We start from the raw sequence: 16671 nt of genomic DNA, 5'->3' as shown, positions 1-16671 counted from the left end.
CGTATTGGTGGTGAGAGGGATAAACTATGCAATGACATTAATGCGATGAAATTAGCGATAGCGAGCTATGTTTGACACACAAGTTTTGCCACGCAAGATTGCTGTTATTTGCGACCATATTTATGGGCGACTAGGTCATAAATCCAGTAAAAAATAAACCCATACACCAAAATAAGTAGGGTCAACGAAATATCGAGCAAAAACGCCTGCCACAGTCCAATATTCATCACCCACATGACCAGTGGTAAAGTAAAGCCCAATAAGCCACCTTCAAAACCCAGTATATGCAGTACCCGTAGCCATAGCGGTCGAGCCCGTTTTTCACCGGTAAAAAATTTATCAAACAATAAGTTATAAATAAATGTCCAAATCATGGCGATGAGCGAAATGCCAATCAGCAGCGCCAATATACTTGAGTTATGCTGCGATTCACTACCCGTAAAGCCAAAAAAGCTGAGTAATTTTACCCAGCCTAATGATAGCAGTATGGCGATTGTCTCAAATAAAATCGCTTGCCAGATGCGTGCTTTGGTGGTCATCACGTTTTGCCTTGAACAATCTTACTAAACCACGAAGTTCTCACCCAAGTAGACCTTACGTACCAACTCATTGTCTAAGATATGCTCTGGCGTGCCTGCCGCAATAATTTGTCCTTCACTGACAATATAAGCATGTTCACAGATAGCCAAAGTCTCACGCACGTTGTGATCGGTAATCAACACGCCGATGCCGCGCTGCTTAAGCTTAATAATCACCTCTTTGATATCGCCCACCGAAATCGGGTCGACTCCCGCAAAAGGCTCGTCAAGCAAAATAAACTTGGGATTTGAGGCAAGGCTGCGGGCAATCTCACAGCGTCTGCGCTCACCACCAGACACGCTCATTCCTAATGAGTGGCGCACATGACCCAAATTAAATTCCCCAATCAGCTGCTCAAGTTGCTGCTGCTGCCCCGCTTTATCCAAATCTTTGCGAGTCTGCAAAATCGATAAAATATTTTCTTCAACGGTTAATTTGCGAAAAATTGATGCTTCTTGCGGCAAGTAGCCAATGCCTGCTGCGGCGCGCTCGTGCATGGACAATGCCGACAAATCCCGATTGCCGAGCTGTATTTGCCCTTTGTCCATATTGACCAGACCGACGACCATATAAAAGCTGGTAGTCTTGCCCGCCCCATTTGGACCGAGTAACCCAACCACTTGTCCTTGTTCTACGGAAAAAGACACATCTTTAACCACCCAACGCTTGCCATAGCGTTTGGCAAGGTGCTGCATGATTAGAGTCTGGTTGGCTTGCGGTTGCGACATAATAAATCCTAAAACTAAACAATAGCAATGAGCAGAGCGAAAGCAAATTAAACAATACTAGCGATTACGAACGCCCACACGGTTGCTCGCTTGTGGCGGAAATACCAGCTCAACTCGTTGGTTATTCCCTGCTTTTGCCTCAATATCACCCACTTTTAGACTGTAATGGATGACATTGCCCGAAAAACTACCGCCATTTTGGGTCAAGCGCGCATTACCTGTGAGGGTGACAAGCCCTGTTTTGACATTGTAGTCAATTCGATTCGCCTGACCTTTTGCCAAGCCCTTCTCTGGTGTCACAATTTGTTGGATAGTGGCAGGACGCCCTGTTGCGACTGCGCTTTCGATGGCGCGGGTTGGCGTCAAATTGACGGTTAAATTATCCGCCGTCATTTTGAGCGTGCCTTGGGTAATGGTGACGTTGCCTGTATAGCTTGTCACCCCAGAGCGCTCACTGTACGTCGCTTTATCTGCCAACAACCGAATCGGCTCATTGGCGTCTGATGGCAAGGCGTTTGCCACGTTCGATGCGGTAAGCATGCCAGCAACTAACACACCGCCAGCCATTATTAATTGTCGAGTCTTCACCACAATCATGTTAAACCTTTTATATAAAAATTTTAAAATCAACAATATAGATTAAATTAGCACCGAAGTTAAAGATTTTTGATACTCACTTGAATCCCATTAACATCGCCACTGATTTGCTGTGTTAACAGTATCTGCTGTAATAGGATTAGCTACTGTGCAGGTTGAATCATCACACTCACTTGTCCAAAACCGTAATCACCCGTTGCCAAGTCACCACTAAATTGTTTGGCATCAAACCGATTATTCCCATGGATAAAGGTAAGCGGTTCATTAGTCATTACTGTGCTATTGACCAAATCACCCACAAAGTTTTTACCTATCATTTTAACGGGCAAATTCGACATACTACTATTTTGGGTGAGCAGCGGAACGCTGGTTAAGGTCACGTTACCTATCAGTTTGGCAATCTGCTTATTTTCATCCAATTGCGCTTGGTCTGCCACCAAGGTTACTTCACGCTCGTTTTTTGGACGGATAACAATCTGCGGCTTGGACATCACAGCGGTATTGGCATTTTGGTAATGGGTCACTTGCGCCGCTGTTAACTGATAGCCGACACTACCTGTTTCGGTCGTTTGTAATGCTTTAATTTGCTCTGCTTGGTAATCAATATCGGTCGGCTTGAGTGACACTTGGGTCAAGCGAGCATCGTTTTGCGCATAAAAATAGGCCGATACGATAATAAATAATAAGCCTAAAATAAATAGCGTTTTTGTTGACACGATTGCCACCTAACATTGCCAAAAAATTTGATAAAAACGGACGTTACCACACTAAACCGCATACGCCAAATCACTTAAAACAACTTGCTTAAACCTTAAAATAAATCACTTAAAATAAATCACTTAGAACAAATCCCTTAGCATAAATCCCTTAAACCAAGTTATATGATCTAAATCACATAACTGGCCAAAATATCATCGTAATGACCCGTTGATTTTAATATCAAATCACATAACTCACGAACTGCCCCTTCTCCGCCTGAGCGCGTGGTAACCATATCGACCTGTTTGATGACTTCGCCATTGGCATTTGCCACAGCTACAGCAAATCCGACGGATTGTAAGGCTTTGATATCTGGCCAATCATCACCGATATAAGCACACTCTGCTAGCGAGATACCAATATTAGCTAACAATTCATTAAGCGCTGTCAATTTGTCTTCACGCCCTTGCACTAGATGGGTAATTTTTAATTCTTTGGCGCGATGCGTGACAATGTCACTAGTGCGACCGGTTATAATGGCGGTTTGAATCCCTGCTTGGTGAATACGCTGAATACCAAAGCCATCTTGAACATTAAAGCCTTTGGTTTCAACCGTGTTGGCATCATAGATAATTTTTCCATCGGACAACACACCATCCACATCCATGACCAATAGTTTAACGTTTTTTGCTTTAGTGAGCAGACTTTGCATGACCTTATCCTTATTACTTTAAGAGTAGTTATTTTAAGCCTATTAATTTACACCCGCATGCAGTAGCTCATGCAAGGTCAAAATACCCGCTAAAGTCTTATCATCATTAATGATTAATAGCTGATTTATCTTTTGTTCGTTCATTAATGTGAGCGCATCAGACGCACGCATATCAGGATTGACGGACTTTGGATTGGTTGACATCACCTGACTAATCGGCGTATCAAGCCCCAATTGGCGCGCTAAGCTACGACGCAAGTCGCCATCGGTGAATACACCCACGACTTGATTGCTTTCATTGGTAATCACCGTCATCCCCAGTCTGCCACCTGTCATGCTAAATAAGGCTTCGTTAAGCGTTGAATACTCATTAATAGTTGGCAGGTTATTTACATGCATCAAGTCTTTTACTTGGGTTAATAATTTGCGACCCAATGCCCCAGCAGGGTGTGATAAAGCAAAATCTTCTGAAGTAAAATGCTTACTATGCACCAACGCCACCGCTAACGCATCTCCTAGTGCCAAGGTAGCGGTGGTACTTGATGTCGGTGCTAACCCAAGGGGACAAGCTTCTTCAGACGCCCCTAAAGTCAAAGCCACATCGGCAGATCTTGGCAAAATACCGCGTTTGTCACGGCTGATACTAATCAGCGGAATGCCCAGTTTTTTTACCACAGGCAGTAACGTGCGGATTTCATCTGACTCACCTGAGTTTGAGATGCCAATTAACACATCGCCTTTGACCAACATGCCTAAGTCGCCATGACCTGCTTCACCAGGATGCATAAAAAAAGACGGCGTTCCCGTTGAGGCAAAAGTCGCTGCAATTTTGCGACCAATAAGCCCTGACTTACCCATGCCTGTCACCACCACACGCCCCTGACAGTTTTCGATCAAATGGCAAGCGGTCACAAATCGTTCATCTAGCTGTTCAATCAGCAAATCTAAAGCATGTTGTTCTGTTGTGATAGCGTCTTTGGCATGCTTTAAATAATCAACCGATGCATCCAAGATAATTCCTCACTAATTTTTCAAAATGGCTGTTGGTGCGCTTTTTTCGGGCACTCATCTTTATGCGCTTATTGCTATACGCTTATTCGGGCATTTCATAGTTAGCATAAACAATATTTAAAGCTAAAAAATTAAAATTTTTTAAAGTCTGATTATCATAGCGTAATTTCAGCCAATATTCACGGGATAAGTCCGAAAATACATATTTTGACAACATTTCATCGAGTTTATATTAACAATCTAGGCATTGCTAAATCAGTTCCAAATAAAGTATAAGAGACAAGCTATAAAGCCAAAGCCAGCTATAAAAAATGGCGAACACTGATAGGGTTCGCCACGTAATATCATGTTTGGAATTTAAAAATTAATACTTGTCTTCACCATTGCCGTTTGCATCATCGTCAAAGTTGGCATCGTCTTTGGTAGGCTCAAAATTCATAGTGTCATAGCCGCTATCAAAACCACGGTCAGCAAAACCACTACGATCATACGGTGCTTGCGCAAACCCTGTACGCTCCTGCGGGTAGCCACGTTGGTCATTGTCATAACCGCCGCCATCAAAACCGCGATCGCCAAAGCCACCCCGATTAGCAAACCCTGTGCGATTGGCGCCGTAGCCTGATTGTTCAAAACCGCCTGCTTGACCAAATCCCATTTGGCTAGATTGACCGTAGCCACTTGCCCCTGGCATTGGCGTGGCTGAACGTGGATTGCGGGCTGGTACTACCGTTGAAATAGCGTGTTTATACACCATTTGACTGACAGTGTTTTTGAGTAACACCACATATTGATCGAAAGATTCGATTTGACCTTGAAGCTTGATACCATTGACTAAAAAAATAGACACTGGAATACGGTCTTTTCGCAAAGAATTTAAGAAAGGGTCTTGTAGTGTTTGACCTTTTGACATAGGTTTCTCCCAGAAATAAACAGAAAGTTAGTTAAATTATTATATTTTTAGACGACTTTTTAATTATACCTTCAATGACAGCTTATTAGCTTAACACGGATGGTCAGAGCTATACTAGACAAGCGCACAGATATTCTTACCCAAGCATAGCACTGCTTTTAACTTATTTTTGTTAGCAGCGTTCTTGCTTCATCAATAGTTGTTAAGGGTGTTATATCAAACCGCTCAACCAATTGTTGTGTACTTACCAGCTTACGCATCCATGTATATTGGCGTTTTGCTAACTGTCTTGTAGCATATAATGCCTCATTTTGCATAGTTTGTCTATAATCTTCAATTGGGGAGCTGTGCGTGTTTAGTAAAGAACGCGCCACATTAACATGGAAATTTTCTTCATTATTATCATATGTAAACAATGTTGTATTTTGTATTTTTTCTAAAAAATCCCAAGCTTGCCGATAGCCAACGCAGCGCATAGATGGCAGATCAGCCGTGAGGTGATATTGTTGTCGCAGGGCAATCACTTCTTGTAAAAAGCCTTGCTGCCACATGATATCTAACCGAAGTGCGATACGCTTGTGTAACCAATCACGATCTGGCATCACGGCTAAAATTTGCCAATGCTGATTTGGATTGTCGGCTAACGCCCTAGCGGGCTGATTCTGCCAAGCGCTTAATGGCTTACCTGTTTGCAGATAGATTTCCACCGCTCTGCCAATTCTTTGGGTGTCTGTGGTTTTGAGTTGCTTACCCAGGATGGGATCTACCTGGGTTAAATAAGCATGCAGCTGTTCAATCCCCTGCTCGGCAATCAGTTGGCTGACTTGTTGGCGAGTCTCTGGCAAAGTTGCTGGGATATCATTGATACCTTGAATCAGTGCCATATAGTACATCATCGTTCCACCCACCAGCACAGGGGTTTTATTTTTCTGATGAGCAAGATTGATATGATAGTTCACATCGTTGACAAACTGGGCAACGCTGTAACTTTGCTCAGGACTGATGATGTCAACGAGGGCATGTGGATAGTGTGCCAATTCTTCACGTGTCGGTTTGGCAGTACCGATATTCATATCCCGATAAATCAAGGCAGAATCTACCGAAATAAGATGGTATTTGCCAGTTTCGTAGAGTTCGTACGCCAACGCTGTTTTACCGCTGGCAGTAGGTGCTATAAGGCAAATCACGTCTTGTTTATCGGCTGTTATCATAGCTTATTCTGGGGACTCTAGAGATGACTGGAAATTAGGTGAATGCGACAGCAGCCATTGTAGCATGTCAGTTTCACTGACTTGTATGGCATTATCGGCAATTTGGGTAAAATCAGCTTGATTCAAATAAGATTGCACACACGCTTTATCATCACTGTCTATATGATGGTATTGTAAGTCAATCAGATAAAAATATCGGTGCCAAAAAATTAAAGCAAAAGTTTGATGCTTGTTTTCAAATAAGGTCACTAGCTGTATCGAGTCGCTATCCGTTAACCTATCAACAGCACCCTTTCTTGCCACCTGATACATCGACTGATTTTCGGCAACATGGGATAGCTCATGGGTGGTGTTGGGTTTCTCACCCGTCTTTATCTCACCGGTCTTTATATAGTGAATGGGCGTAGCTTCACCCTCAGGTAAATTTTGAAATTTATCGACTTTACTGTCATCAGTATTTGTCATGCAAGCTTGCCGTTGCAGGTTTTTTAATGCCGTCATTTTAGGCGGCAATTGCGCTAGCATATGCTGAGACAACCAAGCTAATATATTAGTCAATGGTTGGATTTTGACTTGTTGTTTACTTGGGTGAATATTGACATTTATCCACTCGGCAGGCAGCTCAAAAGACAACGCATAGCCCATTTGTAGCAAATTATCGATACCAATCCCCAGCTTGCGACCCACTTTTTGTATGGCTTGGCTAATTGCCAAATCACTGACCAAACGATGATTGATATAAATAAGTTTTGGCAGATTATTTTTATGGGCGATAAAAAACCAGCCGGTGACTTGGGCACTTAAATCCTCTGTCTGTGCTTGTAAACCTTGCAGCGATAAATAAAATGGCTGTGCAATGTCAGCCAATGGCAAATTTAACGCTTGTTCAAGTCGTGCCAAACTAAACGCCGGCAAAAAAGGCAATGCAGCATCCTCTAAATTTTGGTGAGACGCTTTGGCTGACTGCGTTAAGCTAAAACGCAATTTGTCTTGATGATATAATTCAATCTGCACATCGGCAAAACTAATCGCTAATCGCTGCACGACTTGTTCAATATGGGCAAATTCTGTGGCGATACTTTTTAGGTGCGAGCGTCTGCCTGGCACATTGAAATACAAATCGCGAACGCTGACACACGTGCCGCGATGTTTTACGATAGGACGAATAGTAGCTTGGCTTACCTCGCTACCGCTCACGCTCAGCTGTTGCCCTATCCCGCTGTCATTGTGACTACTGGTTAATGTCAGATGCGATATCGCTGCAATGCTCGCTAGTGCCTCGCCGCGAAAGCCTAAACTATGAATACCAACCAACTCGCTGACATTAGCAAGTTTACTGGTGGCATGGCGAGTGACGGCAAGCATCATGTCATCAGGATGAATCCCCATGCCGTTGTCACTAATTTGAATCAACCCAAGCCCGCCTTGTTCGATATCGATTCGAATATGAGTAGCGTTGGCATCGATCGCATTTTCAATCAGTTCTTTGACCACAGAAGCAGGGCGCGTCACTACCTCGCCAGCGGCGATTTGATTGATAAGCAGTGGGGATAATTTGTGAATACGGTTGTCAGGCAAAACTAATCGTCACTTCTCGTTGTTCATCATCAAGGCGTTTGATATCAAGGGTGGCATTGGGCGGCGTCAAATAGCCTGCTGCACGACTCGCCCATTCAATAATCACCAAACTATTTGGTTCATCTTGATATTCATAAAAACCGATAAATTCCAATTCTTCAGGATCATTGAGGCGGTATAAATCGGCATGGTAAACCGGCTTAATTGTACCATCGTCCTGCGTAATACGATAAGGCTCAACCAGGGTAAAAGTCGGACTTTTTACCGCGCCTGTATGCCCCATTGCTTGAAGCCAATAGCGGGTAAGCGTGGTCTTGCCCGCACCCAAATCACCCGACAGCCAAACGCTACCGGTTAAATTCATCTCGGCAAGCTCTTTAGCGAAGGCTTGGGTGTCGGTTTCGGATTTTAAAAGGATAGTTTTATTCATGTCGATTAATTTCCCAGCTTGCCCCATGTCTGTCCTGACTCAAAAATCGTTACAACAACCCCATCAGATACCAACAGCTTAGTCAACTTGTAAAACCACTGTCGGATTGACAATTTTTTCGCCTTTTTTTAATTTGTCATACATGTTTGGGTCATGCCATTCGGCTTTTACTTGCTCGCTAAATTCAAAATCACCCAGCGTCAACGCGCCCATTTGGACATTATCGACATCGTCTTCAAAGCACTGTGCATAACCTGTTGCTGTTTCGTGGGCGATGACGGAATACACTTTGACATCGGTTTCGCCGTTTTGCATTTGGGTCTGTTTTAAGATTTCTCTTGCCCAAAAAAACACCACGCGGCTAAACTGCTCTGCCGATGGCGAAACAGGCAAACTAATCCAGCGCGCGCTAAATTTTTTGCAGGCGTCAATATAGTCAGGGTCATCTTTATCCCAAAAACAAATAGCATGGTCAAAACTATCAATGATGTCTTTAATCGATGATTTTAACAGCCCAAAATCATACACCATTTGCCCGTGATCGAGGCGGTGCGCTTCTAAAATCAGCTCGATTTGGTAACTATGCCCATGAATCGAGTACTTGCAGCGATCGGAGCTACAATTGCGCACGATATGGGCATTTTCAAATTTAAACAGCTTTCTAATTCTCATAATGGGATTCGCATTTTTTTAGCAGTACTAAGGGTTTGAATGCTGACTATTATAAAGCTATTGGACAAGTTAAGCGAATTTTCGTCATATGCGCAAATTTGCCTGCCTAAATTTACCCATAACATAAATAAAAAATCTCGTCACATTTAAGACAGTAACTCACGTCTTAAATCGCTAACTGTGCTAATATAAAAACTTGGGGATAGACAGTTATTGTTGAACAATGAGTTTTTTTAGCTGACTCTTTTTTATATAAAGTTTTGTTGATACAAAACTTTGTTGGCATAAAGATAAGCAAAGATAAGCGCGGTGGAGATAAAAAATGATGATTAGAGTATTGGTGGTTGACGATCATGATTTAGTCCGAATGGGCATCGTACGGATGCTGTCAGATAGCCCTGACATCGATGTGATTGGTGAGGCTGCCGATGGTGAAACCGCGATTATCAAAACCAAACAATTAAAACCTGATGTGGTGTTACTTGATGTCAATATGCCTACCATTGGCGGCTTAGAAGTCACCAAGCGCTTGCTACAAACCGATAAAAATACCAAGATTTTGGCGGTCAGCTCTTTGGTTCAGCAGCCCTACCCATCCATGCTCATCAAAGCAGGGGTGAGTGGCTATATCACCAAAGGAACACCGCTTGATGAGATGATTAAAGGCATCAAAAAAGTCCACCAAGGCGGGCGTTATTTTAGCGCCGATGTTGCCGAGCAGCTTGCTGATATTTTATTCACTGACAATTCAGAGTCGCCATTTGATGCGCTAAGTGAGCGAGAAATGCAGGTGGCGATGATGGTGGTCAATTGCAAAAGTCCACAGCAAATCGCCGATCAGTTGTTTGTAAGTGTCAAAACAGTCAATACCTACCGCTATCGTATTTTTGAAAAGCTTAATATCGACAGTGATGTCAAACTTACCCATTTGGCTATGCGCCACGGTTTAATTCAACCCTAAACCATGATTACCAATCCTGCGTTTTCATCGCTATTTGACAAGCCAAACACCCACGATAAAACCAAAAAAATCGGTAACGTCTACAATGGTTACCGCATTATTATTGCTATCTTTTTTTCCTTTAGTTTTATGTTGGCACTAAAAAATGCCCAGCATGACTATTGGGTATTGATTAATCTTTTTCCCACTTTTTTTTATTTTTTCTTTAGTATTGCTTTATTTATTTTGTATTATTTTTATCCCAAAAATCCGCTGTTGATGGTCGGGCTAACCGTTGATGCGCTGGTACTCACTACTTTGTTGTATTTCAGCGGTGGTAATGATTTACAAGTAATTTTGCTGTTTTTGGTGCAAGTTGCCGCAGCTTTTATGTTGGTGCGCTCCAACCAAGCTATATTGCTGACTATTTTTGCCATCACACTTGTTATTTATCAGCAGTTTTATCAAACCCTAAAAAGCGATGTGAATTACGCGCTAGTCAACAACGTGGCTTCGATGGCAATTAGCTTTATCGGGGTGGCTTATTTAAGTTATACGTTATCCAAACGGCTTAAACAAATTGAGCAGCTCTCTGAGCGCCAAGTCAATGAAGTCAACGCGCTAAATGCCATCAACAATAAAATTGTGCAAATCATTGACCAAGGCGTGGTGGTAGTATCCCACGATTTAGAAATTTTTATCGCCAATGATACCGCAATCGAGCAACTACATCTGCCAAAGACACTTGATAATTTTAGTTTGCCAGATATTTCCCCCATATTAGCCGCAAGACTTGCACCCATCATCCAAGAGCCTGAAGCAACTTTAATGCTACGTCTTGATGCACCGACTGCTAGTACACCTTTAGCCGTTGGCATTGAGCCTAATAACCAAAGTTTTAATGATTTACGACTTCGTGTCACCCAATTAAGACAGCAATATGCCATTATTTTTATTGAAGATTTACGCCATGAGTTTAGCCGTGCACAGCAGCTAAAACTTGCGTCACTAGGGCAGTTATCCGCCAGTATTGCCCATGAGATTCGTAACCCGCTAGCAACCATTAGCCAAGCCAGTCAATTATTAATGGAGGAAGTTAATGAGGCTGACAGCAGCTTATCGGGTGACAATATCCTGCTATATGAGATGATTTATCACCAAACCATTCGGGTCAATAAAATCATCGAAGATGTGCTGAAATTATCTCGTCAGCAGCGCCCTAATTTTGTTTATATCGAACCCAAAACTTGGCTAAACGATTTTATACAACAAAACTTTAGCGGGCATGATATTTTTCTGCACTGCCGTACGGATAAAGGCTTTATGTTTGATAACCATCAGCTAGCACAGATTTTGGTCAACCTCATCAATAACGGGCTGCGTTTTAGTAGCAAAACCCGGCCTCATGCTTTTGTCACCCTTCAAGTGTATGAATTTGGCAAATCTATTCATATCGATGTGATAGATACCGGTCACGGCGTTACCAAAGAAAATATTGAGTATTTATTTAATCCGTTTTTTACCACTGATAATCAGGGCACAGGTCTGGGACTTTATTTATCACAGGCCTTTTGTCAGGCTAATTATGCCAATCTAGAATATGTGCCAAGTGAGGGGCAAACTTGCTTTCGGATTATTTGTCAAACCAAAACGTTACCGTCCGTCTAAAATATCTTTGTAGCTAAAATTTTTAATTGAATTTTTTGGCTAAAGCATTCATATTACAGTAAGTTTATCGATATCAATTTAACAAAATTGTCGGGAATTTGAGTGTATATGTGTTCACTTTTTTCCATTTTTTCAGTACAATATAGCGTAAATGATTAAAAAAATACATGTCGTATTTTGATCATCCTCAGGACATTTATCTCTATGGCACAACCTCAATCTTTTGAAAACGCGCCCATTAATTGGATCCCTGCGTTTGTCTTAATTAGCACGCCTTTGGCGGCTTTATTGATTGTACCTTATTACTTGTGGACACATAGCGTCAGTTGGCAAGTTTGGGCAATTTTCGCATTCTTTATGGCTTGGAATGGGTTAAGTATCACTGTCGGTTATCACCGTTTATGGTCACATCGTACTTACCAAGCGCATCCAATTGTCAAATGGTTTTTTCTGATTGGCGGCACCTTAGCTGTTCAGGGTTCAGTATTTGATTGGTGTGCAGGTCACCGTTTGCATCACCGCCACGTCGATGATATCTATCAAGACCCCTACTCTGCCAAGCGTGGCTTTTGGTTCTCACATATCGGGTGGATGCTCAAAAACTACCCAAGCGGGCACTATGACTACAAAAACATCCCAGATTTAAAAGCTGATCCTGTGTTAGTCGCGCAAGATAAATATTATGCCCTGTGGATTTTATTAGCCAATATTGGGTTGCCAGCGCTGTTTGGTTGGATGGTGGGTGATGTTGCGGGTACCTTAGTACTCGCAGGGCTACTGCGCTTGGTGTTAAGCCATCATTTTACTTTCTTTATCAACTCGCTTTGCCATATGTTTGGTACCCGTCCTTATACCGATACCAATACCGCGCGTGATAATCCGATTCTGGCGATTTTCACTTGGGGCGAAGGCTATCATAACTACCACCACTTTTTCCAATACGACTACCGCAATGGGGTAAAATGGTGGCAATATGACCCTAGCAAATGGATTATTTATGGCTTGTCAAAAATCGGTTTGACTTGGGATTTAAAACGTGTCCCAGACGTTACCATTCAGCATGCGCAAACAGAAATGGCATTCAAACGTGCTGAGAAAAAAGTTGCGACTTTTTCAGGAAATTTAACCAGCGATTTCCAAGCGATAAAAGATCGTTTAAATAGCGAACAACAAGCCTTTAAACAAACGATTGCAGAATGGCAAGCGTTAAAAACGCAAGCCATTGAGATGAAAAAAAATGAGTTTGCCCAGCGTATTCATGAAGTCGATGATAAGCTAAAAGACCAGTTTAGTGGCATTGAAGATAAACTTCGCAATCATGCTCAGCAAATTGAAAATTTGGTTAATCATTTAAAAGGTAAACATGTTTGATTAAAAGCTAATCATGTTTGCTAGTTAACTGGGTCAAAAATAAAGGTAGGATAAAGTCCTACCTTTATTTTATGGTTTTTTTGGGTATCGATTAGTCTTTTAGCGGATAAGAGGGTGAAAATGGGTCTAACAATTCAATCAATCGGCGTTCATAGCACTGCCCGCGCCAAATAAAATGTACTTTTGCCTCACTAAAGGGTTTATCATCAAACCACAAAAACACCCCTTCCATCATTTTTGGCCAATCATCCCAGCTAATTTCACCTACGCCCATCATCACCGCTAAAAACGCTGACAACAGCGTATCATGACTAACCGCCAGTAATAAATGTCCGTGCTTTGGCTGATGCTGAAATAAAAGCGCTAATAAATCTAAACCGCCTTTATGTGGCGCTTTAATCCCTGGCATGTCGCCCGCCAAAAAACGATTGATAAAATTGAGCGCACCAATTTGTTTGAATACCTTACTCACTTCTTCATGGTCCACGACCAAACTACCTGGCTCTACCAACAGCGATTGGTGCGACACATTTCTAGAGATGCCGGCCCCTGCTTGCATTAAAATTGCGGTATCAATACAACGTTGTATCGGGCTACTGATGCTATCTACATCCATTGAGTAATTTAAGTTGGCAGCCAACCAACGCCCCCAAGACTCCGCCAACACTCTACCTTTTGGTGTCAGTGGCAATGCATAACTGGCAAAGCCATTTTTATCTGACATCTCGCGCAATGAATGGCGGGTAAATAGTATTAGTCGCTCATGTTTTGGCAGTAACTTGACCGAGTCAATCATACTGAGCGGTAAATGAGCAGGCATGGTGTTGATTGAATTAGACATTTAACTACGCATTCCTTATATCTTTTTATCTTTGCACCATAAATTGATACTATAAATTGATGAGGTCAAAAATTTAAGCGATTAAATGGGATGTTTCTATGAAAACGCGCCAATCATACCATGACTTCAATGACTTTATGCCAGTCAAAAATTATCCCGGTACTACTGATTTCATTAGGGTAGGCTCTGGGATTGACAATAACACGTGTATGACCTTGCTGATAATCAAACGCTTCATGGGTATGTCCATGCAGCCAAATATCAGGTGCAAAATCGCTCTGTAACCATTCGCTCAAATCAACGACAAATCCCGCATTACTGGGAAAATTGGCATATTTTGGCGCGATAGATAATGGGCTGATGCTATGATGTGTCATGACCACAGTGGGCATACCATCTTTTTCGCTTTGTTTTAAGGCGTTTTGCAACCATGCCCGCTGCCGCTCATGAATAGCTACAGTATCTTGGGGCGTTAACAGTCGGTTATCATAATAAATCTCGCGATAATCGCGCATAAACTGCTGAGCAATCTCCAATGTATTATCTTGTGGTTGATATTGATAATCCGTCCAAAGCGTTGTGCCAATAATTCTGACACCCATAAATTCAAAGCTCGTGCATTGTAAAAAATGCACTTGCGTATCTTGCGTCAATGTCTTTATTTGGGCATCTAAATCGAGAATATTATGACCAAAATACTCATGATTGCCCACAATCACAAAAATTGGTTTTTCAAGTCGCTTTGATTCGCCAATGAGCCATTCGATGCCCAAAAGCCCATTGGATGTGTCGCCCGCTACTAAAATAGCATCGGCGTTTGTGTAAGGGATTTCACCAATCGGCAAATCCCTTCTTGCATAGCTATCAATATGTAAATCACTTAACACTTGAAAACGTACTGGCATACATGACTCGAGATGGATTATTTTAACGTATCCAGGATATAGTGCAGTTTTGCGGTGGGATTCGCTGCTGCCGTGATTGACCGCCCAATCACCAAATAATCAGACCCATTTGCTATGGCATCTTTGGGGGTGCAAATCCGCGTTTGGTCATTACTGGCGTCTTCTGGTAGTCTAATACCTGGCGTGACTAAAAGAAAATCCTTGCCGCATAAACTTTTAAGCATATTGGCTTCTTGTGCAGAGCAAACCACCCCATCAAGTCCAGATTGCTGAGTCAATAATGCTAGTCGCTTGACATGACTTTCTACCGAGTCGGTGATGCCCACCTCAGCCAAGTCTTGCTGTGACATAGAGGTCAGCACCGTCACGGCAATCACTAAGGTTTGATAGTTTTGCGCTGATAAACGCGCTTTCACCGTTTGCATGGCGGTACGCCCCGCACTGGCATGGACATTGACCATCCACACCCCCAAATCAGCCGCCGCTAATACCGCCTGCGCGGTGGTATTGGGAATATCATGAAATTTTAAATCCAAAAACACCTCAAAACCACGCTGATGTAAGGATGTCACTAAACTATTACCATATTTGGTAAACAGCTCTTTGCCAACTTTCACCCGGCACAATGTAGGGTCCAGTTTATCCGCCAAGCTTAATGCCTGACGGTCATCCATGTTATCCAATGCCACAATAATGGGTGGCTTGATGGCGGATTTGATGAGTGATGTTGCTTGCGGTACTGCCACTTGATTCATAACAAACTGACTCGTTTTTTCAATTCGATAGCATGCATTGCTTATCGTACGGGTGGTAAATTAGGGTTGGCTGCGGTAGGTGCAATCGTTGCATTGCTGGTTTGCGCTAAATGCTGTTCATAATTATGCTGTGTTTGCATCAATTTTTCTTGGGTTTGCTTTAACTCTTTAGATAAGCGCTGATTTTCCAGTTTCATCTGTAACACGCGAAATAAAATCAACCCCATCAACAGTCCCGCGATGACCCCTAAAACAATGCTAATAATCAACAGTAACCCCAAACTCATTTGTGGTACTTGGCTAAACAGTAAATTTACTTCGACTTGGTTGTTATTCACCAATACCAGCATCAATGAATAACCAACGACCACGAACAACAAAATCGCTAACAGATAACGCATATTTTTCTCCTTTATTATTTTAATCAATCTACATTTTTGAATGCCACTATTATTACAGATAATTCAAAAAAAAGAGTGGATTTTTTGTCCACTCTTTTTTGATCAATCATATGTTAAACCATATCGCTAGTTCAATAACGTTAAATGACTCAAAAACCGCAACTAACGATGATGATTGACTGCCTCTCGCAATGCTTTGCCAGGTTTAAAATGGGGTATCGCTGTTGCTTTCACGGTAACTTTCTCGCCTGTTTTAGGGTTGCGCGCCACACGTGGCTCACGATGATGCAAACTAAAACTACCAAAACCGCGTACTTCGACACGTCCGTTTTGAGATAAGGTATCGACCATCAAATCAATGATTTGCTTGGTGGCATCCTCAATGGTTTTTTCTGGTATATTCTCACATTCACTTGATAATCTAGTGATCAAATCAGATTTGTTTAACACTTTTTCCATACTACCCCTAACACGCTAAACGTAACTGTCATAGTCTAAATTACAGAATGATGGTTTTAAAAACTTCGTTACAGTTCAATTTCATCAAGCAATCTATCAACAATTTTAATAATGAAAAATTACATTTCATTACTTTTCTTCGCATATTATAACAAAACCGTACTAAAGTCGTCGTCTTTTTTAGACTAAATCTTTCATTTCGCT

General features: G+C 42.1%; 19 protein-coding genes. 3 read left to right on the top strand and 16 right to left on the bottom strand.

Annotation, left to right across the window (positions count from 1 at the left end; genetic code table 11):
* Positions 1 to 104: 104 nt before the first annotated feature.
* The 11 genes from ACAM39_RS03675 to ACAM39_RS03625 form a co-directional block, all read right to left on the bottom strand.
* Positions 105 to 539, bottom strand: coding sequence for a PACE efflux transporter (locus ACAM39_RS03675; protein WP_369628255.1), 435 nt, complete (start codon positions 537 to 539; stop codon positions 105 to 107).
* A gap of 24 nt (positions 540 to 563) precedes the next feature.
* Entirely contained in the window at positions 564 to 1307 is a 744-nt protein-coding gene (gene lptB / locus ACAM39_RS03670) for an LPS export ABC transporter ATP-binding protein (RefSeq protein ID WP_369628254.1), read from the bottom strand.
* A gap of 57 nt (positions 1308 to 1364) precedes the next feature.
* The gene (gene lptA / locus ACAM39_RS03665; protein ID WP_369628566.1) at positions 1365 to 1874 is read right to left on the bottom strand and encodes a lipopolysaccharide transport periplasmic protein LptA; all 510 of its coding nucleotides are present in this window, start codon (positions 1872 to 1874) and stop codon (positions 1365 to 1367) included.
* Between the two features lie 173 nt (positions 1875 to 2047).
* On the bottom strand, positions 2048 to 2620 hold the full coding sequence (lptC, locus tag ACAM39_RS03660) for an LPS export ABC transporter periplasmic protein LptC (protein WP_369628253.1): 573 nt from the start codon (positions 2618 to 2620) through the stop codon (positions 2048 to 2050).
* A gap of 170 nt (positions 2621 to 2790) precedes the next feature.
* A complete protein-coding gene (locus tag ACAM39_RS03655) occupies positions 2791 to 3315 on the bottom strand; it encodes a KdsC family phosphatase (protein WP_369628252.1) in 525 nt (174 codons plus the stop codon).
* A gap of 42 nt (positions 3316 to 3357) precedes the next feature.
* Positions 3358 to 4326: a KpsF/GutQ family sugar-phosphate isomerase gene (locus ACAM39_RS03650; protein WP_369628251.1), complete on the bottom strand. Its 969-nt coding sequence runs from the start codon at positions 4324 to 4326 to the stop codon at positions 3358 to 3360.
* A 364-nt stretch (positions 4327 to 4690) separates the two neighbouring features.
* Positions 4691 to 5236: an RNA chaperone Hfq gene (gene hfq, locus ACAM39_RS03645; RefSeq protein WP_219333040.1), complete on the bottom strand. Its 546-nt coding sequence runs from the start codon at positions 5234 to 5236 to the stop codon at positions 4691 to 4693.
* Between the two features lie 158 nt (positions 5237 to 5394).
* On the bottom strand, positions 5395 to 6447 hold the full coding sequence (miaA, locus tag ACAM39_RS03640) for a tRNA (adenosine(37)-N6)-dimethylallyltransferase MiaA (protein ID WP_369628250.1): 1053 nt from the start codon (positions 6445 to 6447) through the stop codon (positions 5395 to 5397).
* Positions 6448 to 6450: 3 nt separating this feature from the next.
* On the bottom strand, positions 6451 to 8025 hold the full coding sequence (gene mutL / locus ACAM39_RS03635; protein WP_369628249.1) for a DNA mismatch repair endonuclease MutL: 1575 nt from the start codon (positions 8023 to 8025) through the stop codon (positions 6451 to 6453).
* Complete coding sequence (gene tsaE / locus ACAM39_RS03630; protein WP_219333037.1) at positions 8018 to 8455, bottom strand: tRNA (adenosine(37)-N6)-threonylcarbamoyltransferase complex ATPase subunit type 1 TsaE; 438 nt, start codon at positions 8453 to 8455, stop codon at positions 8018 to 8020. The genes mutL and tsaE overlap by 8 nt, the downstream gene beginning before the upstream one ends.
* A 78-nt stretch (positions 8456 to 8533) precedes the next feature.
* Entirely contained in the window at positions 8534 to 9127 is a 594-nt protein-coding gene (locus ACAM39_RS03625) for a 6-pyruvoyl trahydropterin synthase family protein (protein ID WP_369628248.1), read from the bottom strand.
* Positions 9128 to 9452: 325 nt separating this feature from the next.
* On the opposite strand from ACAM39_RS03625, the gene ACAM39_RS03620 reads away from it, so the two are divergent.
* The 3 genes from ACAM39_RS03620 to ACAM39_RS03610 all read left to right on the top strand — a co-directional run bounded on the left by ACAM39_RS03620 (position 9453) and on the right by ACAM39_RS03610 (position 13106).
* On the top strand, positions 9453 to 10088 hold the full coding sequence (locus ACAM39_RS03620) for a response regulator (RefSeq protein WP_036603711.1): 636 nt from the start codon (positions 9453 to 9455) through the stop codon (positions 10086 to 10088).
* A 3-nt stretch (positions 10089 to 10091) separates the two neighbouring features.
* The gene (locus ACAM39_RS03615) at positions 10092 to 11735 is read left to right on the top strand and encodes a sensor histidine kinase (protein WP_369628247.1); all 1644 of its coding nucleotides are present in this window, start codon (positions 10092 to 10094) and stop codon (positions 11733 to 11735) included.
* Between the two features lie 204 nt (positions 11736 to 11939).
* Positions 11940 to 13106: an acyl-CoA desaturase gene (locus ACAM39_RS03610; RefSeq protein ID WP_368891362.1), complete on the top strand. Its 1167-nt coding sequence runs from the start codon at positions 11940 to 11942 to the stop codon at positions 13104 to 13106.
* Between the two features lie 91 nt (positions 13107 to 13197).
* Here ACAM39_RS03610 and ACAM39_RS03605 read toward each other — a convergent pair whose 3' ends face one another.
* The 5 genes from ACAM39_RS03605 to ACAM39_RS03585 all read right to left on the bottom strand — a co-directional run bounded on the left by ACAM39_RS03605 (position 13198) and on the right by ACAM39_RS03585 (position 16467).
* Positions 13198 to 13947: a histidine phosphatase family protein gene (locus ACAM39_RS03605; RefSeq protein ID WP_369628246.1), complete on the bottom strand. Its 750-nt coding sequence runs from the start codon at positions 13945 to 13947 to the stop codon at positions 13198 to 13200.
* Between the two features lie 113 nt (positions 13948 to 14060).
* Positions 14061 to 14852 (bottom strand): metallophosphoesterase, encoded by a 792-nt coding sequence (locus ACAM39_RS03600; protein WP_369628245.1) that lies wholly within the window; start codon positions 14850 to 14852, stop codon positions 14061 to 14063.
* Positions 14853 to 14869: 17 nt separating this feature from the next.
* Positions 14870 to 15607, bottom strand: a complete 738-nt coding sequence (gene pyrF, locus ACAM39_RS03595; protein ID WP_472828226.1) for an orotidine-5'-phosphate decarboxylase — start codon at positions 15605 to 15607, stop codon at positions 14870 to 14872.
* A 41-nt stretch (positions 15608 to 15648) separates the two neighbouring features.
* Entirely contained in the window at positions 15649 to 16008 is a 360-nt protein-coding gene (locus ACAM39_RS03590; RefSeq protein WP_036603687.1) for a lipopolysaccharide assembly protein LapA domain-containing protein, read from the bottom strand.
* A 162-nt stretch (positions 16009 to 16170) separates the two neighbouring features.
* The gene (locus ACAM39_RS03585; RefSeq protein ID WP_036603685.1) at positions 16171 to 16467 is read right to left on the bottom strand and encodes an integration host factor subunit beta; all 297 of its coding nucleotides are present in this window, start codon (positions 16465 to 16467) and stop codon (positions 16171 to 16173) included.
* Between the last annotated feature and the right edge of the window lie 204 nt (positions 16468 to 16671).

This window comes from Moraxella sp. K02 (genome assembly GCF_041154755.1).
In the GTDB taxonomy this organism is placed as follows: domain Bacteria; phylum Pseudomonadota; class Gammaproteobacteria; order Pseudomonadales; family Moraxellaceae; genus Faucicola.
Note: the sequence above shows the minus strand (reverse complement) of the source record. Positions and strands in the feature narration are given on the sequence as shown.

What these genes read in the sequence shown, in the direction of transcription:
- ACAM39_RS03675 (WP_369628255.1), bottom strand. Translation starts at nt 539, where the DNA reads ATGACCACCAAAGCACGCATCTGGCAAGCGATTTTATTTGAGACAATC.
- lptB (WP_369628254.1), bottom strand. Translation starts at nt 1,307, where the DNA reads ATGTCGCAACCGCAAGCCAACCAGACTCTAATCATGCAGCACCTTGCC.
- lptA (WP_369628566.1), bottom strand. Translation starts at nt 1,874, where the DNA reads ATGGCTGGCGGTGTGTTAGTTGCTGGCATGCTTACCGCATCGAACGTG.
- ACAM39_RS03655 (WP_369628252.1), bottom strand. Translation starts at nt 3,315, where the DNA reads ATGCAAAGTCTGCTCACTAAAGCAAAAAACGTTAAACTATTGGTCATG.
- hfq (WP_219333040.1), bottom strand. Translation starts at nt 5,236, where the DNA reads ATGTCAAAAGGTCAAACACTACAAGACCCTTTCTTAAATTCTTTGCGA.
- miaA (WP_369628250.1), bottom strand. Translation starts at nt 6,447, where the DNA reads ATGATAACAGCCGATAAACAAGACGTGATTTGCCTTATAGCACCTACT.
- tsaE (WP_219333037.1), bottom strand. Translation starts at nt 8,455, where the DNA reads ATGAATAAAACTATCCTTTTAAAATCCGAAACCGACACCCAAGCCTTC.
- ACAM39_RS03625 (WP_369628248.1), bottom strand. Translation starts at nt 9,127, where the DNA reads ATGAGAATTAGAAAGCTGTTTAAATTTGAAAATGCCCATATCGTGCGC.
- ACAM39_RS03620 (WP_036603711.1), top strand. Translation starts at nt 9,453, where the DNA reads ATGATTAGAGTATTGGTGGTTGACGATCATGATTTAGTCCGAATGGGC.
- ACAM39_RS03615 (WP_369628247.1), top strand. Translation starts at nt 10,092, where the DNA reads ATGATTACCAATCCTGCGTTTTCATCGCTATTTGACAAGCCAAACACC.
- ACAM39_RS03610 (WP_368891362.1), top strand. Translation starts at nt 11,940, where the DNA reads ATGGCACAACCTCAATCTTTTGAAAACGCGCCCATTAATTGGATCCCT.
- ACAM39_RS03605 (WP_369628246.1), bottom strand. Translation starts at nt 13,947, where the DNA reads ATGTCTAATTCAATCAACACCATGCCTGCTCATTTACCGCTCAGTATG.
- ACAM39_RS03600 (WP_369628245.1), bottom strand. Translation starts at nt 14,852, where the DNA reads ATGCCAGTACGTTTTCAAGTGTTAAGTGATTTACATATTGATAGCTAT.
- pyrF (WP_472828226.1), bottom strand. Translation starts at nt 15,607, where the DNA reads ATGAATCAAGTGGCAGTACCGCAAGCAACATCACTCATCAAATCCGCC.
- ACAM39_RS03590 (WP_036603687.1), bottom strand. Translation starts at nt 16,008, where the DNA reads ATGCGTTATCTGTTAGCGATTTTGTTGTTCGTGGTCGTTGGTTATTCA.
- ACAM39_RS03585 (WP_036603685.1), bottom strand. Translation starts at nt 16,467, where the DNA reads ATGGAAAAAGTGTTAAACAAATCTGATTTGATCACTAGATTATCAAGT.